Source organism: Bacillus sp. 17RED48, assembly GCF_019837545.1.
GTDB lineage: Bacteria > Bacillota > Bacilli > Bacillales > Bacillaceae_G > Bacillus_A > Bacillus_A wiedmannii.
The window spans coordinates 125010-149860 of the sequence record NZ_JADAXG010000005.1 but is presented as its reverse complement, the minus strand read 5'-3'; the positions used below and the strand labels follow the sequence as shown (position 1 = coordinate 149860).

The following is a 24851-nucleotide window of genomic DNA, read 5'->3' as shown; positions in this document are numbered from 1 at the left end:
AAGTTCACTTTAAACGAATGACTGAATCAAAATGCGTTTATTTTTCCCATTTAGATGAAAAACCACATAACCTTTAAGTTGAAATGTTATCTGAATAATCCGCACAATTGTTGGTTTTTATTCGTTTTATTGTGGATCATTTAAATCCTCTTTACTTGTCTTTAATTATATAAAACTGCTTCTATTTGTAAAATCACTACTTTACAATACAATTTCAATTTTAAAAAGTAAATTAGTTAAACACACTAATTTTTTACTTAAAGCCTAGAAAACTTGTTACTTTAAGTCACAACTTAAATACCCCAGCTGCTTCTTATTTGAAACTACATAGCCTTATCATGGCTATAAACTCTTACTTGAAACCACATAGCCTTATCATGGCTATTACTTCTTATTTGAAACTACATAGCCTTATCATGGCTATAAACTCTTACTTGAAACCACATAGCCTTATCATGGCTATAAACTCTTACTTGAAACCACATAGCCTTATCATGGCTATTACTTCTTATTTGAAACTGCATAGCTTTATCATGGCTATAGGCTCTTATTTGAAACTATATAGCTTTATCATGGCTATAGGCTCTTATTTGAAACTATATAGCCTTATCATGGCTATTACTTCTATTTGGAACTACATAATCATGGCTATAAACTCTTATTTGAAACTGCATAGCTTTATCATGGCTATAAGCTCTTATTTGAAACTATATAGCCTTATCGTGGCTATTACTGCTCACTTTTAATAATGAATAGCTATATTGTGGTTACAATTTCGTAATTTATGAAACGTTATAGCTATATGATGGCTACAACTTTAAAAAAATGAAACGAGAATATCCTGAAAATCATTCGACTAAAAAAATTTTTATTCTATGTAATTTAGTAATAAACGTTGATATAAAGCCATTTCATTTAATATGAAAGAAAACACGCTAAAATCATTATAGCTATATGATGGCTACAACTTTCACTTTAAAAATTCAAACAAATCTATATATACCAAGGGTTACAGCAGTTTTCATTAAAATATAACTTGTTTTAAAAACATGAAACGTTATAGCTATATGACGGCAGGAAACATGAAACGAAATGAAACGTTTATAGCGGTATGATGGCTACAACTTTTCATTTAAAAACAGTTATAACTCCCTATATATCAGTGTTTATACGGAATCTACAGAAATTTCTCAGTCAATCAAAAGCATGAAACGTTATAGCTATATGGTGGCTACAACTTTAAAACGAGGTTAGCGTAAAACCCTATAAGATCAATGGTTTAGAAAGATTTATCCCACTGCATACTACGTTTCATATTCAAAAAACTTCATAGCCCTATGGTGGCAACAAACTTTTTTTTATGAAACGTCAAATCCCTTGTCTCCCAAGGGATTTAGGCACGTTTCATTTTTTTATTTTTCCTCTTAAAGGGACAGATTTCACCAGTATTCGATTTGATATAATCAAAAATGAAATTCTATATCTAATTGTGGAGAAAACTGCAACTTAAAATAAAAGGAGGTGAAAAAGATGGCAAAACCTTTCGTTATAAAGAACAAACGTAGTTTGAATGGTGAAACAACAACACCGGTAATTGTAACAATTAAATCATGGCAAAGGTTAGTAGATGCTTTAGAAGGTAAGTATTACAGTTTTAAAGATACTTATCTAGAAGACATTGTGAAGTCAATGTCCTATGAAGAACGAATTGCAGATGAAGAGGGATTTGTTGCTAAAGCAAAGCCATCTTTTTCACTGAAAATGAAAAAGATTGTAGATAAAGTAAGTGAATTTGATAAGAACGAAGGCAGAAAACATAAGCTATATGGAATTACAAATGCTGATTTAGAAGTATTTCTATTTCTTCATAAAAAATGTAATACATATGGTGAGCTTTCACATGTATCGATCCACATGCTTTGGGAAGATTATAAAAATTATAAAGAAGCATTTGCACATATTCATCACTCACAATTTTATGTGGCTTTGAAGAAGTTACGTTTCCATAACATCATTACAATTGAAAATGAGTACAGTGGTAAATATAAAATCACCTTAACTGATTTCATGAATAAAGAAACAAATAAAGCAAATGCATATACATTTATTAGCCCGATAGTATTTACCAAAGAATTCTTTGAGTTATCCATTGCAGCTAAGAAACTATTCATGGATGTAGCAATGCAGCAGAAACGCGAAACTACCCTGAAACGTTCTTTATTCAAAGTTGACGAACAAGGAAACTCAACACACTTTGGTGGTATGTATCGTTACTTACATAAGAAATACCCACATCAGATTCGTGCTGTACTTGAGGAACTAGAAACAAAACTATCTGCTACCGGATCTCCTTTATTTAAAATTTGCAAGTTAGAAAAAGGGAAGAAGAACAAAAAGCAATACACAACATTGCATTTATCAGTACATCCTGATTTCTTATGCGCGAAAGAAGAAGGAGCAGAATACCGTGATCCATTTACACCACGAGATACATATAAGCGTAAAGCTAAATTCATAGAAAACTTGTTAGTTGAAATGAATATTGCTGAATTTGCAAAGGATATGAACCAATTCATTAACGTTTTAAAACACTCTTGTCATCGTCAAATTCGCCAAGTAGTTCGTGGCTTACGAGAAATGATTGATCGACAAGAAGGGTATCCGAAAAAGCTTGTTTATACACTAAGTAAATTATTAAAGCAATCTTCTCAATACCGTGTATTAGATACAGCTGCTAAAACTGGTATTTATCCTTTAATTACACACAATGTACCTAAACATGAACAAGAAGAGGCCATTTTTAAATTTGGTACTCATTTTGCTATATACTCTTTACGCAATGTTCAAAAGCTATTCCGTATTTCGCATGACCTGCTTCATACGAAATACGCTGTACCTGTTACTATAGATGCTTACCATCGTAATTATATGCAGTATCAAGAGGAATCATTATTTAGAAAATATGCTTATGAGCAAGGAGTAAATATTAACGCATATACAGCGTTAGAAATTGAAATACGCGAACTCTTAAAGTCTAGTGGGCATAAGGGAAATCAAATCCCTAGTGAAATTCGTGAACTGTTCATTGAAAAAATTGATAAATTGCCGAAGGAAAAGATTCGTGTAATTGAGGTCCCTGAAGACTTTAATTTAATTCAGTTTCTACAGTCCTTAGAAGCATATTTCCGTTCAACAAGTGAAGTACCACATACGGTTGATCAGCTGCTTCCAGCAATGTAATGATACAGCTCTCTACTTTTGAAAAAAACAAAAGTGGAGGGCTATTCGTGTTGGAGATAACTTGTGGAGTGTATTACTTCAAGCAAAGTAGAGAGTCAGTTTTCAAATTTAATGATCACAACTCTCTATTTTTTATGCAATTACATACAGTGCATGTGAAACAAAATGAGATATTCACAATTTCCGAGTTATTAAATCTGAATTTTTAATCATTTTGTGTCGTTTCATCTACAAAAAAGCAGAAATATTTTTTATAATTCTGTTGATATCTTAATAATTTTAACCTGATGTGTATAACATAAAGCCTTAAGTACTTTTCTTATCACGTTCTATCTCTAAATCTACTTAAAATCAGAAAAACTTCTGTTAGTTATGTTTAAAAAGTGGATTCTGTTCCTAACTTTGACCTATTTGTTAATAAATTGTGTGTAGTTTTTAAGAAATGTGGAAAGCTTGTTCATAAATCAGCAAAATTTGCATTTATTATTTATTCATTCACTCGCATCAAATTAACGATGATTATATGTAGTTTTTATATACCTACTTTACGATATTTTGTAGTTTTTAATCATCATCCAGCTCATTAAGTACATTCCCAGTATTTACTTTTTATGATTTTTTACGGCTAGATTAATGATGAACCCTTAGCACAGCAATGTTTTAAGACGATTTTTTCTCTGTATAAAAGTTTTATCTTTTTTCTTTATATATATTAAAGATATATATTATATTAGGTTTTTATATTGTGTAATACTTACTATAGAGAATATATCCTGTGTAAAACCAATTTCATTTCTTAATGGAATTGGTTTTTTTATGTACTTTAATAAACATTATATTTAGTTTTAATCATTCTAAAAAAATTTTGATATAAAACATTATTTTTTTTATTTCTCTTAGATTTCCGAAAAAAGTAAATCATACTTAAAGTAGATAGTTGATTAGTGGAAATTACAATGAACTTTGTAATCTCCTAACCATTTAAAAAGAGAGGTGAAGACATGGTAAAAAAGAAATTTACATTCTTTAAAAAAGCAAAGAATAAAACAACTGAAATATTAGATATGCAACAAGAAAATTCAGAAGCACTTAAAGAAAAGAAGAAACGTAAAACAAGGGAGAAAGTTCCAGCAATAACAGGAAGAAAAGTAGGTAAGGTTACATTTTGGTGTGTGATGGGATTCATGATTGCAGGAAGCTCCCTTTCATTTATCCAACTTGCCGGTCCTCCTAGAGCAGTAGCTGTTCAGGAAAAGAAAGAGGAACCAGTAAAAATTAAAATGTCAGAAGCAGAATTAATTGCATATGCGAATAATTTTGCAGCAAATTATTTTAATTGGAAAGTTGATATGAATGTAGCTGAAGAACGAAGAAAACGATTAGAGAAATTTCTAGTTGAAGGATCCGATGAGCAAGGCGGATTAAATAGAGATACTTTAAAAAATGCTTCTAGCACTTTAGTTAAATCGGAAGCAGTAGAAGTCCGGCAAAAAGGAAATGAAGCAGAAGTTACATTGAAAATCATTCAGAAACTAGAACCTGTAAATAACCCTACTCCTGGAACGACACAAGCTCCAGACACACCAAAGGAACCAAAAGAAGTTACAAGGTACTTCTCTATACCAATTTTAATGGAGAAAGGGAAGATGGTAGTCCCTAACAATCCTACAATCGTTCATGGAGAGAGAGAAAAGGCACCTTATAAAATAGCCACTTTTAAATCAGAAGGACGAGAAATTAATACAAATGCAAAAATTAAAAAAGTAGAACAATTTTTACAATCTGTATTTAAAGTGTATACAGAAGGAACACCAGAAGAAATAGCTTACTACTTTGAAAAAAGTAATATAACAAATGGATTAAAAGGTATTATGACATTTAGCAAATTAGAAAACCTACGAATTTATGAAGATAAGGATAAAGGATACAGGGTCTTAGTTGATGCTAAGTTAAAAGACAATGATAGCAGCTTAGAGTACACATACACATATGACTTAAATCTTGTAAATAAAGATAACAAGTTTTCAATTAGCTCTATGAAGAAATTTGAAAACACATTAGAGAAAGTGGAGGGTAAATAATTATGGAGCTTTTGGGATTAGATATGGTTGCTCAGCAATTACCTGCTATTACGGATGCAGCGGTCTTAGGCAACATTAATTTTGGAGTGAATGCAAAAAACTGGTTAGTAGCTCAGTTAGGTCCCATTTTTTTAGTTGTAGCAATCATCGGTGTAATAGTTTTACTTGTAAAAAGACAAATGGCTGGTCTAATTGGTTGGTTAGTACTTTGTGCGATTGTATCTGTGTTTGTATTCACTCCAGATGTATTCAAAGACCTTGGAACAAAATTATATAATTTATTATTTAAATAATCATTTGTAAAAAATAGAAATTTTAAGGAGTTGGTATAGGTGACTCAGAAACCGACTCGCAAAGAAGTAAGGACTTACAACTCTATATGGGATATTCCTAAGAGTTTATATGGGATAAGGGATATAACACTCCCTTTCCCTGTACCTTACAGACAGTTGGGGATTTTTGTTGGAACACTATTAATAATAATATTCTTAGAACAGATTTTACCATTAGGAAACAACGTCTTTTTTAAATATCTAATATTACCTGGTGGTATAGCGTACTTCTTTGGAAATGTAGAATTGGATGGAAAAAGCCCACACAAATTTATATATCGATTCTTTGTATTTACATTTGAAAAAAAGAAGTTGGGTCGTTATAAAGATACAACTGGAAATATTGGAAGCTATCAATATAAAACAGTAGTTCGATTTAAGGATGATTCAATTAAGAAAAAGTAATTAATTAATCTATACGGAAGAATTAGTTTAGTCTCATATTCTTCTCTAAGGAGGCACAAATGAATCAGGTTGAATTTCCAGTCAAATACTTTGATGAAAATTTGATTTTTAACCAAGACGGTTCTTGCTGGGCGTATTATGAGGCATACGGGATTCCTTATGAATTTAAAGGAGACGATGATAAAAATACGTTGTTTATGCGCCAACTCGGATTATTTTGGAATTATGAAGAAGAAAAACACCTCTTAATGATACCTGTTTATCAGAATTTTAAAGAGAAAGCCGATGAGTTTAAAGAAACAATCAGTGGAGAATTAAAAGAACTGGCAATCGATCATACTGATGACGTTGTCCATGAGTTAGAAAGAAAATTTGGTAAAAACGCTGTAGAGTATCGTTACTTTATTGGTGTGAAATTAAAAGTACGTCATGTACAAGAGGGACTTAAGGAAATGCTTTACACTGCATTTCATACCTTTAAAAACACTGCAGAGCAGTTTGGATTGCTTGGTGATACCAAAATACTAAAAACTGATTTGGCGATGTTTAAACGAGAAGCTAGCGCATTTAGAAACAAAATAAGAAAACATTTAGCTGTAAGAAGTTTAGAAACAAATGAAACACAATGGATTGTATTACGAAACTTCTATCGTACATTAGACGCACCAGTTACAGCAGGATGGACACCTCCAGTGGTTGATGACGATTCTGCAATCTTTCCGAATCAAGAGAGTTTACTACGTTTAACGGAATCAGAAGTAGAGGTTAAAGGAAGACATATAGAAATGAACCAAATTGGTTCTGATGGATTAGATTATCCAGCATATATGAGTTTCTTATCAGCATCCAAGATTCCATATACAATGGAGTTTCCAGACCAAGAGTGGATGTACATGATTCAAAATATCGATTTTCCAATTGAACTGAGTGTACGCACAGAAAATATTAACCATCGTAAAGCACTATCTAAACTAAATAAAAAGAAAAAAGATTTAGAAGATCAAGAGGCACATGCAAGGGAAAATTCACAAACTGTTGGACTAAACGTGTATGAGGGTGTTCAAGAAGCTACTGAATTACAAGCCCTTATACAAAAGACACGTATGCCACTAGTTAAGACATCAGTATCTTTCTGTATATGTGCTGAAGATTTGGATACAATGCGTCGAAATACCAATTCACTCATTTCTATTTATAGAGAGATGATGATTGAACTAGTAAGACCATATGGAGATCAGTTCCTGCTGTTTAATGAATTTATCCCTGGTTCTAGAAGATATGTAAATGATTATATACACTTTATGGAGCCTGGAGTTCTGGCGGCCGGAATGTTTGGTGCAACACAAGATTTAGGAGATAATATCGGGTTTTATATAGGAACAACTGGTATTTTAAACAAAGCAGTTTATATGACACCTTCTCTCGCAGCGACAAATACCGTTGCAAATCAAAAAACGAGCGCACTTTCAGTTGCAGTAACAGGAAGTACTGGTTCTGGTAAATCATTTGGAACGAACTTAATTGTTTACCTAGCGGTGCTAGGAGGAGCTCAAACACTGATAGTCGATCCGAAAGGTGAGAGGGGAAACTGGACAGAAGATTTACACGGATTAGAAGGTAAGGTAAACGTAATTACACTGGGGACTGATAGGCGAGATGAAGGAAAATTAGACCCATTTATCATTCATAAACATAGCCGAAAAGATGCAATTGAGTTAGCGATGACAATTCTTACTTTCATTACAGGTATTAAACCAGATAACTCGGAGAAATTCCCACGCTTAGCTTCAGCCGTAGAATTCGTAGCAGGAATGGAAGAGCCGTGCTTAACAGCTGTGTCTCAATACCTTGAAGATAGTGACGATAAAGTGGATCAGCAATTGGCCGCTCATATTCAAGCATTTGAGAATTTATCATTTGCACACTTAATCTTTGGTGATGGAACAAATAGAGATATTGAACTTGATACAGCAGTAAATATCATACAAATTCAACATCTTGACATGCCAGATATTCAAAAAGATCCGAAAGATTATACCTTACAAGAAAATTTATCAGTTAGTATGCTGATGTCTCTATCTTCATTTGCAAGAAAATTCTTTCAAAAGGATCCTACTAAATTCAAAATTGTTCTATTAGATGAAGCATGGGCAATCATGGGAACTTCTCAAGGGCGAGAGTTAGCTCGTAAGCTAGTTCGTGAAGGTCGTGCCTTAAACTCAGCAGTATACTTTGCTACTCAAAGTGCGAGTGACCTTGGAGATGAGACATTTAAGAATAATATCGGTATGAAGTTCTCATTCCGTAATACCGACAGTATAGAGATTTCTTCGATCTTAGATTTCTTTGGATTACCTGATAATGAAGAAAATCATGCGATTATTACTAATTTAGAAACAGGACAATGTTTATTCCAAGATATCCAAGGAAGAACAGGTGTTGTCACAATGGATGTAGTGTTTAAGGATTTATACGATGCATTCGATACAAGACCAAATGCAAGAAAGAATTATAGAAAGTCAAATGATGATGAAAAGCAGGAAGTTAATGCAACCTTTGTCGAAGAAGGGGGAGAAAAAATAAATGTAGGAGTGAGTTAACATGGTAAAAACTAAACTAAAAAAATTAATGCTATCTAGCCTATGTGCTGGCGCTCTAATTTTGAGCGCAGCATGTGGAAATAGTGAAACAAATGTAGGAGAAGAAAAAGATAAACAGGGGCACACTCCTAGAGAAATGATGTTGGACTTTGTAAAGGCCGACTTACAACATGATTATAAAACAATACGTAAATTAGTTGTCGATGGGGAGAAAAATAAAATATTGGACCCTAATAAAGGACCTCAAAATAATTTATCTTACAAAGATTATACAGTAAAAGAATATGTGGTAGATAAGGACACAATTATGTATAACTTTATTTCAAAGAAGCCCCCTAAGAATATCGATAAAGCAGTGAAATGGGTAAGAGTAGTTCGTACAGAAGATGGGTTCAAAGTTCGAAGTTATACCGGCCCTGAACGAAATGAAATTGATGAATTAGCAAATACTAAACCGACAAATGAGTTTAGTTCCAAAGACTAATGGTTTTCCCATAAAAGGGGGAGTAACATGTAATGAAAAAGTTTATTACCCTATTGTTATTGGTTTGTACATTTCTTTTAGCCTTTAATTTACTTTTTAAAGCTGCACCAGTCTATGCAGATGAAGAGCCAAGGCCTTCACTTATAGACGACATTATTCCTAAAAATAAAGAGAAATTAAAATATGAGGAATACCCACCAAGTAGTTATGGAATTGATGTTTATACCCCAGAAGGTGGGTTTGGAGAATCTCTTAAATTTTGGAAATGGAAAGACAATATTAAAGAACAAATTGTAGCAACTATTTTTATATTAATTAGTATTGGATGGTCAGTAAACCTTGCAATTAGTAGTTTTGTGACTAGTATGGTAGGCCAATCAATGAGTTTAAATATAGTAGCTGATGTTGGAGATAAGTTAGGTGATGTAATCTCTAAAGCGGCAGGCTTCAATGGTTCTTGGGGTAATGGAATATATAGTGAATTAATTGGACTCATGTTAGCTTTATTAGCTTGCTGGGTTATCTGGGTAGGCTTTGTACAACGACGCCAGTCAGAGATGCTAGGAGGATTGTTAAAAGCATTAGGTATTTTAGTTTTCACTTTAGCTTTTTTCGCAAATTCTAGCTATATTATCAAAGGACTGAACACTTTCTCTGAACAAGTAAATAAAACTGTTCTTGATTCAACTCAAAGTATTAGTGGAGCAAGTGAAGGATATTCAAGTGGTGTCGATTCTATCACTGATTTAACGCATACTCTATTAATCAAACAACCTTATACGTTATTACAGTTTGGTACAACAGATATGAAAAAAATTGGTGATGAGAGAATTAAGAAAATGTTAACAACGACAGATCCTGATGAAAGAAAAGCTCTTTTAAAGGATGAAGTTGAGGTTCAGAAAAACCAAACACTCTCGTTAGATGCTACTTTTGAAAGAGGAGCACTTGTATTATTACTTGGAGCAATAAATCTACCTTTATGGATTGTTCTTGGATTATGCAGTATGGCGATGTTATTCTATCAATTAATGTTTATTATTGTAGCTTTAATGTCACCTGTAATGTTATTAATGGCATTAGTTCCAGCCTGGACTGGAACAGCTAAAAGGTTCTTAGCTGAATTATTTAGAACACTTTTAATGAAAGTAGCAATTGGCTTTCTGGTAACTTTAATGTTTTGGGTATCGTCAATCCTATTTAGCGCTACTGATAAATATGGATATTTAGTTGTAGCTGCATTACAAGTACTTTCATTCTTAGGTGTTTGGTTATACCGTAAAACAATTTTCGATGCAATTACTACAGTACCGGCAAGTGCAGGAGCAGCAAGAGCTTCAGATGCTATGAGTAATATTAGGCAGAAATATCGTGATGTTAGACGTGGATCTAAGACAGTTGGAAGAGGTGTAGCGGTAGCTGGCGCCGCGGGTCTTGCAAGTGCTGCGGTGGCAGGAAAAGTGGGTAAATCAGGCTACAGTAAGTTTAAACAGTTGAAAGAAAACTATGCAGATAGAAAAGAAAAGGTAGCAGATGGTAAACGCAAGGAAAAAGAACAAATGCAAGCAGAAAAAGAAAAAAATATAAATCAAATGAAAAAAGAAGAAAATTTAGGTGTTCGCGATAGAAAAGGAAATCAGGAGCAAGAAAGAGTTAAGGAAGAAGTAGCCGCAACTAAAGAGAATCCAGAATTAGCAGTACGAGGGAATCATGAAGGTAATGATCCTGAAATGCAACAGGCAGAACTAAAAGGTAAAGAAGAGGATGTAAAAGCGGACGTTAAACCAGTAGCGCAATCAAATGAGGAACTAAATAATAAAGAAGAAGATGTAAAAGCAGAAGCAAAACCAGCAGCAACAATTAAAACACCAACAGGTCAAACAAAGCCAATCACAACACCACAGTCAGGAACAACGCCATTACAATCGAATCCGATGGAAAGTAAGCCAATCACAACACCACAGTCAGGAACAACACCATTACAATCGAATCCGATGGAAAGTAAGCCAATCACAACACCACAGTCAGGAACAACGCCATTACAATCGAATCCGATGGAAAGTAAGCCAATCACAACACCACAGTTAGGAACAACACCATTGCAATCGAATCCGATGGAAAGTAAGCCAATCACAACACCACAGTCAGGAACAACACCATTGCAATCGAATCCGATTGAGAGTAAACCAATCACAACACCACAGTCAGGAACAACACCATTACAATCGAATCCGATTGAGAGTAAACCAATTACAGCACCGCAGTCGGGGATGACACCATCAAAACCGAACCCGATTGAGAGTAAACCAGTCACTACTTCACATGTAAGTACACCGCAAAAGCAAGTAGAGGTAAAACCGGTTAATTCACAACCAACTAAAAATGTTCCTAAAGTAAATAATCAACAACAGGTAAAAGAAGGGGCAGCAATTAAAAAAGTTGAAACGAAAGCACAAACACAACAAGAAGCTTTAAAAAATGTAAAAGCGAAAGAAACTATAAAACCAAAATAATTCAGCTTGTGAGGGAGGGTTTATACATTGAGTGCGGAACCAAATCGCGACTTTGAAAATGAACATCATCCTGAAGCTGAACTAGGGAATGCTAAGCCTGCCTTGAAAAAGGCAGGCCATTCTTTAGGGAAGGCGGCTGGTAAAGGTACAAAAGTAGCGGGTAAAGCAGTTGCACAAGTAGGTAAGAAAGTAGCAGTTAAAGTAGCACAGAAGGCAGCTACAGTAGCTGTTGCAAAGCCATTATTAATAGTAGCCGGTGTTATTTTGGCTGTTGTTGCAGGTTTAGGTATAGTGATATTTTTATTAACTGCTAATATGAGTGAAGATGAAGTCAGTTCTGGAGGAATTGGTGGTCCTTTTACACCAGGTACTGCAAGTGTTAGTCCTGAAGTAATGAGATGGGAGCCGTTAGTAAGGAAATATGCAGCTCAACACGGTATAGAAGCGATGACCCCATTAATATTAGCTCTTATTCAGCAAGAAAGTTCTGGAACCCAGTTGGACGTTATGCAAAGTTCCGAATCACAAAATCATCCTCCTGGTTATTTTACAGATCCAGAAGAAAGTATTAAATATGGTTTAATGCATTTTGCAGATTGTCATGAAAAATCCAACGGCGATCCAAATATTACATTACAGTGCTACAACTATGGAACTGGTTATGCAAACTACGCACTTTCTAATGGAGGATATTCTCACGCGAATGCAAGAGCGTTTTCTGCAGAACAGACAGCGAAAACTGGTTATAAATGTGGTTCTTGGCGAAGTGCAGAGGCAGTAGCTAATAATTGGTGCTATGGTGATCCAGACTATGTTCCGCATGTACTAAGATATTATCAAGGTGGTAGTGGTGGTGGACCAGTAGCCGGTGGAGATGAATTATTTAAAAAGGTAATGGATGAAGCCATTAAATATCAGGGGTGGCCTTACGTTTGGGGAGGAAGAACACCACAATCATCATTTGATTGTAGTGGACTCATTCAGTGGGTATATGGGCAAGCAGGTATTAATTTAGTTGGTACTGCAGAAACACAATTTAAAATGACACAGCGAACCAATGATCCACAACCAGGGGATTTAATATTTTTCCAAGGTACGTATAAACCAGGCATTTCACATATTGGAATTTATGTTGGTAACAATCGTATGTTCCATGCAGGAGATCCAATAGGTTATGCAGATTTAAATACACCGTATTGGCAACAGCATTTTGCGGGTTATGGTAGGGTGGAAAGATAGGAGGGGTGAAGTGAAAAAAACAACAATTTTATTAATCGTATTGCTTATAGTTAGCATAGGATTAAATTTTAAAATAAACGCAGATAATGCCCAAATCAAAGATGAAAAGGAAAAGTTGTCTAAGAAAATACTAAAAATAGAATCACGATATAAGGATACTGAGAAGGAATTACTAGCTTTAAAGAGTAATAATCAACAACAGGTAAAGGAAGCAGCTGAGAGGTTTTTGAAGGCATTCCGAACATATGATACTGGCAAAGGAGAATCATATCTTATAAATGTTGAAGCGTATATAACTCCAAATGCGAAGAAGGAATTGACGCCTCCTGGTGCACCAAACCCACCAGCTTCAAGTACTGCAGAAGAAAAAGATAAGAAAAAGTTAGCTTTTAAATCAGAGTACATTGGTGGCGAATTGTACTATGCTTTCATGGATACCACCAAAGCAAACGTACTTGCTAAAGTTAAAAGTAAAATGATTATCAATGGTGTATCATCAGAAAACATGTCATTAATGCAAATCAATTTAATTTATGATGGAAATAAGAAATTATGGCTCGTTGACAAGGTTATCCCATTAGCAGATTTACGAGATCAAATGCCATAAGCTAAGAAAATATTAATAATAAAAGGGCCTTTTCTATTTTTCTTGAGTAGAGAGGGCCCTTTTGCTTTTAGTAGTTATTTTTGATACCTAATGTAGGTTTGAAATAAAGTTTAACCGTTTTGAAAAAAGATTAACTGCTTATAAAAAAGTCGTACTGTTTTAAATCCTATTTTTCCCTAAGTAAATGTGATATATTTATATCATAAAGAGCGAAATATATCACACAGGAGGTTTATATGAAAAATAAATTAGCTTATTTAGGATTTCTCGGTTTTTTGGGTTTTTTAGGTCCGTTCTCATTTTTAGGTAATATTTCATGGGCATCTTATTTTTTCGGTTTCTTTTTCTTCTTTGCATATGCAAAAGTCGTACCAGATGAGCTTTTTATGCTACATGTTCGCCTCGCAGCTACAAGAGCCTTTTTCATAGCACTAGTATTAGGTAGTATACTACTCTTAAGTGTTTTTATTTTTGAAAATCTACATGTAATTCGGTTCTTTGTTATATTTTCGTTTTTCATACCTTTAGGTACATTCATAATTAATTTAGAAATATTTGAGCGTAGAGAAAAGAAAGGGATGCAAGATGCCACTTAAAACTCGAATGAAAGAATATAGGGTAAAGCTAAGTATGTCTCAAGAAGATTTAGCCAATGAAGTTGGTGTCAGAAGAGAAACAATTGGCAATCTCGAAAATGGAAAATATAATCCTTCATTCAAGCTTACTTATGATATTGCGAAGGTTTTGAACGCACCTATTGAAGTTCTGTTTTGGTTTGAAGAATAGGTTAGGTATAGGTAAATTGTTGTAATAAATATGTCTATGAGTTTTGATTAATCTTTTTTATAAAAACTAGATTTGGATTTCTAACAAAAGACTCCATTTTGATTAATCTTTTTTCAAAATGGAGTCTTCTTATTTATCATCTAATATAGATTTGTGGAGTTTTTTTGATTAAACTTTATTTCAAACCAACATCTAACAAATTAATGTAATGAAGACTTTTCCTTTTTTTCTCTCATATAAACAGCAAATTGCATCATTTCTTGCTCTGTTAGAATATCTTCTTGTATTTCCTTTTGCGCTGCTGTACCTACATATACTAAATCGTCCCATTTTGAGAATGGCTGTTCCCCTTTAAAAACCATCTCGCTATACCTTTTTAATTCTCCATCAATGTTTACTACATTAATTCTTCCCCCATTATTTAAGAAGCCTAAAGCAAACATCTTGTCAGAATAATAAAAATCACATTCAGTATTAGGGTCATGTAATTTCTTTAAATTTAATTGATAATTTATCTCTTCTTGTGGAATCTCTCTTTTTTCAGTTATCATTTTTTCATATGAGGAGAGTGGTAGGTTATCCAATTCATCTTCCAAGACTTCTTTAAAAACCCAGCACTTATCACTTGTATCTAAAGAATAAAGTTGATACCACTCATCGTAATGTGTTTTGTATAAGAATGTATGTTGCTCGTTAATTGTTTTTTTGTATGATTCCACAATGTAATGATCGGAAAAGTAATGGGTTTGATCATACAAAGTAACATTATCATAATGATCTTCAGTTTCAACAATGAATTTTTTCTTTTCTCCTGCAAATGCATATTCATACCCATCTACAATAGGGAAATCTTCTGGATAAACGTTCATACACTCATTTTTAATTAAACAATCTCTTATTTCTTCTACAGCAGCTGCTGGTATTTCTGCTATATTCAAAAATTCTTCAAAGCTATTGTTTATATTTATTCCATGAGAAGTCAATATTTGATTTAGCTGTTTGGCTAAACCAAACTCTTCAAAAATCATGTATTCATATTCGTTAGGGTTAAATTCATTTAGTAATACGTAGGAATCCAAAGAGTGCATTTTATATGTATTTACCCACTTCACAGGTTTATGAAATTCTCTAGGTCGTATTAGATACCCCCAAAGTCCTACGTATTTCTGAAATGCCTCTGTAGGTAATATGAAATAAAGCGAACCTTCCTCGGTTTCTTTTTCTAATATCCTTTTTTCATTAAACAGTTTACGCATTCTTTTTCCCCTCGCAATCAAAATTGAAAATAAAAGAATAGTTCATATTGGATTAGTTTTTGATAAAAATTTAATTGATTAAATATACAACTATTTTAACATTAACTTTTACAAATAAGATAAGGATCAGAGCTAGTTTTAAAAATTTTAGAAAATATTTCTAAAACACTTAGTTTCCCAGTTAAAAGTATCAATAATCCAAGTAGAAGTATTATTTTCGAATTTTATAAATATTGAGCGAGGGAGAGGAGATATTTTTATGGATTCAAAAACTTATGAAAAGCTACAGGCACTACGTAGATATAAAGAGCCAATTCAAGCAGTATTGAGAACGGTTAAAAGACATGATAAAGAAGATCCAGATACTGAATACGCTGAGTTTGCCCTTGAAAACGGTAAGATTATAGGTATTTGTAAAAAAGAAGACTTCTCTGATTATTCTTTTAGAAGTATTACTCAATTCACAGGTAATATTTTTAATGTAGTAATTACTCAAATGTCTGATGAACTGGATGTAAATAAAGTTCAGGTATCAGTAAAAGAAGCAAGTAGGAGATCGGCAGACGCTTTAATTCGTGAATTAATAGAATTGGAGCAGGATGAAAAATTGCAAGAACCAACATACGAAGCAGAGGTAACTGGGTATAACATGAATGCTCAGGTTCCTACTATATTTTTACGCATTAATGGTGCGGAATGCTTCATGAAATTACATGAACTAAACTATGGAAGAGTATATAAAAACGCTGGGGATCGCTATGCGCCTATTGGTGAACGCATTCCAGTTAAGGTTCTACAATTTAATCCAGAACAGCGACTAATCCACGTTTCTAGAAAAGCAGCCGTGGAAAATCCTTATCAGTTATTATCTGAATTAGCTGAAGGGGATACAATTGTAGGAAGGGTTGTAAATGTTGACCCGCGTTTTGGAGTTTTTGTTGAATTGGACCAAGGCTGCACAATTAAAGGAATTGTCCCTAAAACAATCGAACAGCCAGTATTGGATGACCTAGTAAGTATGAGAATTGTAAGTGTGGATGTGGAAAAAGAGAGAGGGTCGGGGGTTATCTTTAAGTTTCCATTTGGACGCAAAAAAGTTAACGATCCAACGGCGTTTTTATATAACTAATGAGTGCGCCGCAGGTTTCCGTACAAGAGAATGGAAAGGCGGTTCAATATTGGCTTAATAGGGACCAATCTTTATCACTTTGGGATGACCCCTCTTTACAGGGGGGACCAATTCTTCCAGATAAATTCAAACCACTCACAGATTTACGTAGTATTTATGACAGAATTAATTCAGGTTTTATAAATGAAAAAGATAATTTAATACTAAAGCTTATTTGGGATTCATTAGCGATTACTGAAGCTCAAATTAAAAATTTTGTGGAATCCAAAATTAGTAGGTCTCAGGTTTCAGAATCGCTGAAAAAACTGGCACTGTATGGATTTGTTAGTAGATGGGAGATAAAATCGGGGCTATTTCCGGATCAGCCTAAAACCTCTGCTCCAATTACTCTAAATACTGCTGGTTATTTGATGATGTGGGCTTATCATAACCGTAATACAAACTATTCTTTGAAGCCAGAACAGTGGTTAAAACTTGGAGTAGCGGGGGTACAAAGATTTGTCACTATGAATCAAATAAAATATGAGTTTGCAATAGGCCAACAGTTATTAACAAACTGGTGCTGGTATCCGAAGCTAAAAGGTACTGGTAATGGATATAATCCCATTGCTGTTGGAGAAATTAAAACTCCAATTGGAAATCAAAACTTCATATTTGAAAGGGTACAACAAGGTCAGCGATATGCACAACATTTGAAATCGAGATTGAGAATTTGGGAAGATCAAATTCAAAATGGACCAAATAATTTATTGAATTTCGAAAACACGAAGAGTTTACCAGGAATTTTTATATTATCTATATCTAATCTTGCTTTAGCAGAACATGTTAGAAAGGAGCTAATGTTAGACTTACGAAAGATTCCTATAATGCTTTTAATAGACGAAGGTATTCACAGTGAGGGATTCGCAAAATCTTTTTATATCTCAACACAAAACGGAATTCAACAAGCAACATTACCATTTTTGAGATAACAAGAGCTGCTTCAGGTAAATATGCTGAAGCGGCTCTCTGTTGTTCTAACGATGAATTGATATTCACAACTCAACTTTTGTTTGAAATATATCTACTTTTATTTTTTATAGATTTCAGGGAATGAATTATATGTATATATTGATTAATAATTTATAATACACCATTGCGAGAAAGAAGGCCTGTTTTTGCTAATTTTTTTGTTTTTATCGATTAGAAGAACTAACTATTATATATTGAAAATTAAGATAATTAAAGGTATTATATAGATAAGACTTTCTTTTTTTCTTACTTTTCATAATCAATTACTAATATAACCCTTTTGGGGCTATGATTTTGTAGAGCAAAACTGCTTGCAATTATTCATATACCTGAAAGGGTTTTTATATTTAAAAACAATTAAGCTGGTCCCATTATTTAGAGGTTTTCTATAAAGAAAGTGCGATGATTTGTTAATTTGTAATGTGAAAACACTACGAGTTATTAAAATTAAAGCATTAAGGGAGGAAATTATAATGGTAGGTGAAACTTTTAAAAATTTGCTAATAGGTCTGGCTGGTTTAATAGTGGGGTTAAGTACTATATATATAATAATTAAATATAGCTTCAAATTAACAGTAGAAAAAGCTATACCTAACTTAATAGCCTATGCCAGCTTATATTTACCAGGAGTTATAACGTTTGGCTTAGTTGGTTATTTTTCGAATTCATGGATTTTTGGAATTGTAATGGGTGTCATAGTTGAAGCAATTCGTTTCTATGGGTTAGGAAGAATACTAAATCAAATATCCTCTTCTTTAAGAGCGATGAAAGTGAAAAATGCTATATCAAAAGCAAATAAAAAAGTAAATGTTAAAAATAAACCTTTAGAGGTCATTGAAGCTTCTGAAGTTAACATAGAAAAAGAGAAAATTATAAAAACAGAAAAGCTAGAAATAATTGATGATGCAGATGAAGTTAAAGAGTCAGAAGGAATGGAAGGATTAGAACTTATTGCGGTACTTGAACACCTGGAAATGGTCGCAGAAACTAAAGATGATGTAATAGTGGAAAATGGTACGACGGTAAAACGTAAGCGTAGACAAGCTGAAAGTACACCAGATACACAGAAAATCTATGAACAACTAAAACTAGTAATATTAAGTAGGAATTCAGAAAAGAAAAATGATGAAATGAGTTTTTAGTTTCTCTTTAAAGTGTAATATTATAGGAAATATTATAAAGATAAAGTGTTGTATGAGGGGGATATTAATTTAAAAATAGTAGGAGCCGAAGAATATTTAAAACAAAGCGCCTTGGAAAAAATTGAGCATTTAAAGAATTTATATAAGGCTGTTAAAAATGAGGAATTAGATATAGAAATAGAGGTGCATGTGGAATCAAAAATACCATTTTGTCGGAATCACAAGTTTTTATAGGTTTAGACAACTTGATAACATAAGAGCCTGTTTGCAAGTTCTACCTTTTTTTATGTACAATAAGGATAAGAGATAATATAGGCAGGGAGAGGAAATCCATGTCCACTAAATTAGTAAATTTACGCATTGATTTTGCTTTTAAACAGTTATTTGGAACGAAAGGAAATGAGGAAATTTTAACGGGTTTCTTAAATGCAATTTTAGAGGAATCTTTAGATGCACCTATTACATCGCTACAATTAGATGATCCACATCTCCATAAATCTTATGAAGATGATAAGTTATCGATTTTAGACCTATTAGCAACACTAGATAATGGAACGCAAGTAAATATCGAAATTCAGCTTCGAAATACACATGATATGGTAAAGCGATCTTTATATTACTGGAGTAAACTTTATACATCCCAAATGCAAGAAGGAATGCCATATCGTTCACTTCGGAAAACGATTACCATTAACTTACTAGACTTTATTTTATTTTCTCAGGATGATGCATTTCATACCACCGGACAATTATGGAATACTAAAATGCAGCAACTATTAAGTGACGACATTGAAATCCATTTTGTAGAGATACCGAAATTGGTAAAACAATGGCGTGAAGAAAAAGTAAACCCGTGGGAAAATACATTTGTTCGTTGGATGTTACTATTACCAGCACATGAAGATGAACATTTAACTCAAACATTGGAGGAGATTGCGATGAATCAAGATCCAATTTTACAAAAGGCAATAAATAAATGGGAAAATATGAGCCATGATTCTTCTTTCCGAACAGCATACGAAGCTCGGGAGAAATTACTTCTAGATGAACAAGCTAAGTTAGCTCATGCAGAACAAGAAGGCATGGAAAAAGGCATTGAGCAAGGTAAGATGCAGATGATTCGAGGAATGCATGAAATTGGTGTACCACTTGAAACTATTGCAAAAGCAAGTAAGTTGAGTGTGAAGGAAATAGAACGTATCTTAAATCTAAAATAAATATATATGGGTATACAGAACTCATGAGTAGAAAAAATTAGACGTTCATTATCATAGTATGTTTAATGGGAAAGCATTGCTGAAGATTTTGGCAGTGCTTTTTCTTAATCAATTTTTTGATGTTTTTCATGCTGCTCACAATTATATAGAAAAGTTGAAAGAAGAACGTGAAATGTATTCACGATTAATAAGGTTGTTAAAAAATAATAAAGGTACATAAAATCTATATGTTAATTAGTTCAGCCCCTTGGAGGGCGCTCCAAGGGGCTAAGATTCGAGAATTTTTAAACTCTTGCTAATTTAGATGAGAACTCCCTAAAGAGAACCTATGCTATTTTAACGCTTAACTATTTATTTTTACAACTATATATATAGATGTAAATGTTTTATGGGTATCATGTTGTGTAACCATAATCGGTTAGCGAAGGCGATGAGACAACAGAAGTAATGATTGGACTTATGGAGTATAAATGAGAAGATTCTTAGTCTTCTCTCAACCACTAAACGTAAAGCGAATAGCTAAAGAAAGATAGAAAGTTATATGATGCGGTTGCTTTTTTTTAGTTATATAGAAATTACACATTAAACATATTTAAGGAGTCATTTAGGTATAAAGATAATCGAATCATACATGGAAGGGTCTTTTCGAACATGCTAGTTACCTCAAATTATATGTATCATTTGGCACCTGTGCGAGGCTGCTTTTTTAATGCACATTATAATAGGGACAAGCATATTATGTAATAGGACGAGTTCTTCGTGTCCTATTCAATGCTCAGGATAACCCCAATTCACACTGATAGCACCAGTAGCGAGGGTGCTATCTTTTTATTGAAAAAATATTTAAATGTATATAATGTGATTATTGAATTAATATTTCAATATAAGGGGTACAAATTCGATGCGACGTAAAGAGGATTTGCTGAAACAATGGAAGGTGGATCTGCAAACTGTTCAAGAAGAAAAGAGGATGAAGAAGAAAGCTAAGAATAAGAAATATTGAATTCCTGGTAATACAGCGGGATTCATGAATGGAAAGAATACTTATCGTAAAGAAAATGGGGTATGGAAACAAAGAAATAAATGACGTGAAGGTAAATAAGTTTTGTTAAGTTTATAGCAAGTATTGTAGGCGCTTCTGTAATCTGGGTGGCGTCTTGTTTGTTGTTAAGGAAATATAACAAAATAAACGAATATAAGCACGAAATTAGAAGAAAAAAATAATATTCTTGTCGTTTGCTATAACCTACTAGGAAAAAGCTCATTTATAGAAAAAGAGAATGAGGAAAGTGGAATGGATTATTAGCGAAATCCAACCATAATCATTTCTTCATTTTTTATTTCAATTATAAATTTATATTCTTTATCCAATAACCAGAAATAAAAACTGACTGCATCAATATCAACTAGTGATTGGAATACTTTATCAAGATTTGTGCTTATTACAGGGATTTCATAGTTATCCCATAGTATAAAAATTTGTTCATCAAAACCTGGTTTGTTTTCTTTAATAAGGGAAATTAGTTGCTCTTTATTTAAAGCTATTAATTGATTGTCTATCTGTTCCCAATCTATTCTTCCAGAGACAGTTATAGGAAATGAATTTATTAAAGTATTTGCAATTTGTTGGCTTTTATTTTGAGAGAAAATGAGAGTTTCCTCTCCGAGAGATTCAATACATTCATTAAACAAAGGGTTTGTATCATTGCTATTTTTTGTTTTCAGTGCCCGTAACTTTTGTTGCATTTTCCATCGTCTTGAGGATCTATCACTCATTTTTATCATTCCTTCTACAATTAATTAGGAGTCAGTATAGCATATAGTAACAGTTCTTAGTAAAGAAACTATTAGGCAATTGAAATAAGCCTCTACTTTCACCATATTTAGTTTAAGAATTAGATTGTCCGATTCTTTTGAAACATAACTATAATAATTCAATTTCAATATCATAAGCAACCCAATTATTATATAGAAATACAAATTCAATGACTTGAATTCAATGTTTTGTTACGCTATAAATAGCTTGATTTGTTTTTAACTTAAACATATTAAGAGTACATAATAATTTTTAGGAGGCTTTTTTGAATGAATTTATGTAAGGCGAAAACCTGGTTACCATTATCTGCTGCAATGATTACAGTAGTATCAAATCCAGTAGGGACTGCGGCTTCAACGGTTTATACGGTTCAAAAAAATGATACCCTAGAAGCAATAAGTAAACAATATGAGGTATCAGTACAATCACTTAAACAAGAAAATAATAAAGCAAATGATCAAATTTATATTGGAGAACGTTTAACAATTCCGGTATCGTCAACTGCAAACAAATATGTTCAAAAAAATAATTCACCAGTTTCAACTAATACATATCAAGCAATTTACCAAGTGAAAAGTGGGGATACATTAAGTTCTATATCACAACAATATAAGGTTTCAATACAGTCAATAAAACAAAACAATAACGTAGACGAAAACCATATTTTTGTCGGTCAGCACTTAAAGATTGATACTGGTATTTCATTACAAGAAGTGGATTTAATGGCTCGATTAGTAAATGCAGAAGCAGGGGGAGAGCCGCATGCAGGAAAGGTTGCAGTTGCAAAGGTAGTATTAAATCGTGCTAACGCAAATGGTTTTTCAAATACAATTACAGGCGTAATTTACGAACCGATTAAAAATGGTTATGCATTTACTCCTGTTACAGACGGTAGAATTAATCAGCCTGCTACACAGGAAGCAAGAATGGCAGTAGAAGAGGCTCTCACTTCAAAAGGAACAAATTCTGATTGGCTTTATTTCTATAATCCTCAAACATCGACTGACAAATGGATTACAACACGTCAAACCGTTGCACAAATTGGAAACCATCTGTTTGCTAAATAATAATATATTAGCGGAGTTTCCAATGAGATAAGGAGAGGTTATTTTTGCGTGTAATACATTCACTATTAGCAATATTAGCAGTTGTATTTTTAATTTGTGGTGTTATTATTCACGAGTATGTATTGGTGTTTTTGGTAGGAATTTGTTGCATGGTGATAGTAAGTTTTATAATTTCCAGCATACGTAATTGGAAAGAGAATAGAAAGCGTATTTCTATCGTGTATTTTACTTGTGTATTAATATTATTGCTATTAACACTATATCTTTTGTTTGTCACAGTTTATACACGTTCTTTGGAAATATAGTAGTTTTACATCTATATCAAAACCGCTCTGATAATGTTCTTTCTGTGGGTTTGAAATAAATCCACGATGTTTGTAAGAAAGACGCGAAGCTTTGAACAAAGTTGCGATGTTTTATCTCTTTAATCAAAGAATTTTAAATGCGTTTGGATTGGATTCTTTTGCGTATTGTACAGTTAGTTTTCTTTGAACTCCCCCACTTTCACTTCGTTTAGAAGAGGGGGATTCCTAAGTAAAGAGTTCTATCTAACTCTAATTTATTAGGCTATCTCCACAGTCCTTGCGGTTAGAAGCCTTATCGCTTCATTCTTTAGATTGATACTTGCGTTAATATCCCTATCATGGTGTGTACGATAAAAGGGGCAGTCCCATTTACGTAGGTTTAGATTTTTAACGTCTTTGTTTTGATATCCACAACAAGAACATAATTGGCTGGAGGCAAATGTTTTCGATACGACAATGACTTGTTTGCCGTACCATTTTGCTTTGTATTCCAACATGATTCGAAACTGTGACCATGATACCTCACTAATTGCTTTTGCTAACTTATGATTCTTTAACATATCCGATACTTGCAAATCCTCTATACCGATAACATCGTGGTTTTTGATGATTTCAGTCGAGATTTTGTCCAAGTAATCTTTTCTAGCATTCGTCATGTATTCATGAATTCTAGCTACTTTTACTCGTTGTTTATTCCATCGAGAAGATCCTTTCATTCTTCTAGAAAGAATACGCTGTGCTTTTGCCAACTTCTCTTCTAATGATCGAAAAAACTTCGGATTTTTATAGGTTGTTCCATCTGACAAAATGGCGAAATCTTTTAGTCCCACATCCATTCCAATGTAAGAATGTGTTTTCGGAAGTTCTTGCACTTCTGTTTCGACTAACAATGATACAAAGTATCTGCCAGAAGGGTTCCGTCTAACTGTAGCATTTACAATACGCCCCTCTACTTCGCGACTTTTGGCAAATCGAACAAGGCCTAGTTTCGGCAACTTTATCTTGTTTCCTACAACAGAAATGTTTTCATTTGTTTGTTTTGTGGTATAAGATTGTACGTTGTTCTTCTTAGATTTGAAATGCGGGGCACTGTTTTGTTTTTTGAAAAAGCGTGTATAAGCATCCGCAAGGTTGCGAACAGACGACTGAATCGCAATACTATCCACTTCTTTTAGCCAAACAAACTCTTTCTTCATGGCAGGAAGTTTGGCAGAGCATGTACCATATGTCAAACCTTTCCCCGTCTCTTTGTATGCGTTATCCCATAGAGATAGGAAATAATTGAATACAAAACGAGAACAGCCAATTGTTTTATTAATTAGGGTTGCTTGTGTTTTATTTGGATAGATACGAAATTTATATGCTTTATTAATCATCATTGATTTTACCTCCAGTTCTGCATATGTCTATCATACAACAAACATATATTCGATAGATGGTAAAGTAACAGTTTATGTATGTCGAACAATTAAGATGGCTTCCTGCCATCTCTTGTCCGAAGCCAATTCATCTCCCACCTACTCACTTCGCGTTCCTTGAGGAAGGAGTCTTCTTGGCTAAAATGATAAAACTTAGATTTTCAAACGACTTTATTGTTATTTTTTCGTTTGGTGAAATATTT

At 33.3% G+C, this 24851-nt stretch carries 19 protein-coding genes and 1 pseudogene; 17 read left to right on the top strand and 3 right to left on the bottom strand.

The annotated features are described in order from the left end of the window. The first annotated feature begins 1530 nt into the window (after window positions 1–1530). The 11 genes from ILT06_RS20790 (at window position 1531) to ILT06_RS20740 (ending at window position 14287) form a co-directional block, all read left to right on the top strand. Window positions 1531–3240, top strand: a complete 1710-nt coding sequence (locus ILT06_RS20790; RefSeq protein WP_222655478.1) for a hypothetical protein — start codon at window positions 1531–1533, stop codon at window positions 3238–3240. A gap of 1001 nt (window positions 3241–4241) precedes the next feature. Beyond that, on the top strand, window positions 4242–5321 hold the full coding sequence (locus ILT06_RS20785) for a conjugal transfer protein (RefSeq protein WP_222655477.1): 1080 nt from the start codon (window positions 4242–4244) through the stop codon (window positions 5319–5321). Between the two features lie 2 nt (window positions 5322–5323). Beyond that, window positions 5324–5614, top strand: coding sequence for a hypothetical protein (locus tag ILT06_RS20780; RefSeq protein ID WP_000421394.1), 291 nt, complete (start codon window positions 5324–5326; stop codon window positions 5612–5614). Window positions 5615–5653: 39 nt separating this feature from the next. After that, window positions 5654–6058, top strand: a complete 405-nt coding sequence (locus ILT06_RS20775) for a TcpE family conjugal transfer membrane protein (protein ID WP_071717162.1) — start codon at window positions 5654–5656, stop codon at window positions 6056–6058. 59 nt (window positions 6059–6117) lie between these two features. Beyond that, a complete protein-coding gene (locus ILT06_RS20770) occupies window positions 6118–8658 on the top strand; it encodes an ATP-binding protein (RefSeq protein WP_222655476.1) in 2541 nt (846 codons plus the stop codon). Between the two features lies 1 nt (window position 8659). Continuing rightward, a complete protein-coding gene (locus tag ILT06_RS20765) occupies window positions 8660–9142 on the top strand; it encodes a hypothetical protein (RefSeq protein WP_222655475.1) in 483 nt (160 codons plus the stop codon). A 32-nt stretch (window positions 9143–9174) separates the two neighbouring features. Further along, entirely contained in the window at window positions 9175–11655 is a 2481-nt protein-coding gene (locus ILT06_RS20760) for a CD3337/EF1877 family mobilome membrane protein (RefSeq protein ID WP_222655474.1), read from the top strand. Window positions 11656–11682: 27 nt separating this feature from the next. Next, entirely contained in the window at window positions 11683–12894 is a 1212-nt protein-coding gene (locus ILT06_RS20755) for a bifunctional lytic transglycosylase/C40 family peptidase (protein ID WP_222655473.1), read from the top strand. A 10-nt stretch (window positions 12895–12904) separates the two neighbouring features. Beyond that, window positions 12905–13501, top strand: coding sequence for a hypothetical protein (locus tag ILT06_RS20750; RefSeq protein WP_222655472.1), 597 nt, complete (start codon window positions 12905–12907; stop codon window positions 13499–13501). A 236-nt stretch (window positions 13502–13737) separates the two neighbouring features. Further along, window positions 13738–14097, top strand: coding sequence for a DUF3796 domain-containing protein (locus ILT06_RS20745; protein WP_000791545.1), 360 nt, complete (start codon window positions 13738–13740; stop codon window positions 14095–14097). Further along, the gene (locus ILT06_RS20740) at window positions 14087–14287 is read left to right on the top strand and encodes a helix-turn-helix transcriptional regulator (protein ID WP_062821607.1); all 201 of its coding nucleotides are present in this window, start codon (window positions 14087–14089) and stop codon (window positions 14285–14287) included. Before ILT06_RS20745 ends, ILT06_RS20740 begins: the two co-directional genes overlap by 11 nt. 200 nt (window positions 14288–14487) lie before the next feature. On the opposite strand, the gene ILT06_RS20735 is transcribed toward ILT06_RS20740, so the two are convergent. After that, entirely contained in the window at window positions 14488–15543 is a 1056-nt protein-coding gene (locus ILT06_RS20735; RefSeq protein WP_222655471.1) for a hypothetical protein, read from the bottom strand. Window positions 15544–15802: 259 nt separating this feature from the next. On the opposite strand from ILT06_RS20735, the gene ILT06_RS20730 reads away from it, so the two are divergent. The 5 genes and pseudogenes from ILT06_RS20730 (at window position 15803) to ILT06_RS20710 (ending at window position 21129) form a co-directional block, all read left to right on the top strand. After that, a complete protein-coding gene (locus ILT06_RS20730) occupies window positions 15803–16672 on the top strand; it encodes an RNA-binding protein (protein WP_222655470.1) in 870 nt (289 codons plus the stop codon). Further along, window positions 16672–17643: a hypothetical protein gene (locus ILT06_RS20725; protein WP_222655469.1), complete on the top strand. Its 972-nt coding sequence runs from the start codon at window positions 16672–16674 to the stop codon at window positions 17641–17643. The genes ILT06_RS20730 and ILT06_RS20725 overlap by 1 nt, the downstream gene beginning before the upstream one ends. 513 nt (window positions 17644–18156) lie before the next feature. After that, on the top strand, window positions 18157–18825 hold the full coding sequence (locus tag ILT06_RS20720; RefSeq protein WP_222655468.1) for a hypothetical protein: 669 nt from the start codon (window positions 18157–18159) through the stop codon (window positions 18823–18825). A 332-nt stretch (window positions 18826–19157) separates the two neighbouring features. Then, window positions 19158–20042, top strand: a complete 885-nt coding sequence (locus tag ILT06_RS20715) for an Rpn family recombination-promoting nuclease/putative transposase (protein ID WP_098103478.1) — start codon at window positions 19158–19160, stop codon at window positions 20040–20042. Between the two features lie 901 nt (window positions 20043–20943). Next, window positions 20944–21129, top strand: a pseudogene (locus ILT06_RS20710) (hypothetical protein). 215 nt (window positions 21130–21344) lie between these two features. Here the strand turns inward: ILT06_RS20710 and ILT06_RS20705 are convergent. After that, window positions 21345–21818 (bottom strand): CDI toxin immunity protein, encoded by a 474-nt coding sequence (locus ILT06_RS20705; protein ID WP_222655467.1) that lies wholly within the window; start codon window positions 21816–21818, stop codon window positions 21345–21347. Window positions 21819–22127: 309 nt separating this feature from the next. Between ILT06_RS20705 and ILT06_RS20700 the strand changes: the two genes are divergently transcribed. Next, the gene (locus ILT06_RS20700) at window positions 22128–22925 is read left to right on the top strand and encodes a LysM peptidoglycan-binding domain-containing protein (RefSeq protein WP_222655466.1); all 798 of its coding nucleotides are present in this window, start codon (window positions 22128–22130) and stop codon (window positions 22923–22925) included. A gap of 562 nt (window positions 22926–23487) precedes the next feature. On the opposite strand, the gene tnpB is transcribed toward ILT06_RS20700, so the two are convergent. Next, window positions 23488–24609: an IS200/IS605 family element RNA-guided endonuclease TnpB gene (gene tnpB / locus ILT06_RS20695; protein ID WP_222655465.1), complete on the bottom strand. Its 1122-nt coding sequence runs from the start codon at window positions 24607–24609 to the stop codon at window positions 23488–23490. Window positions 24610–24851: the final 242 nt, after the last annotated feature.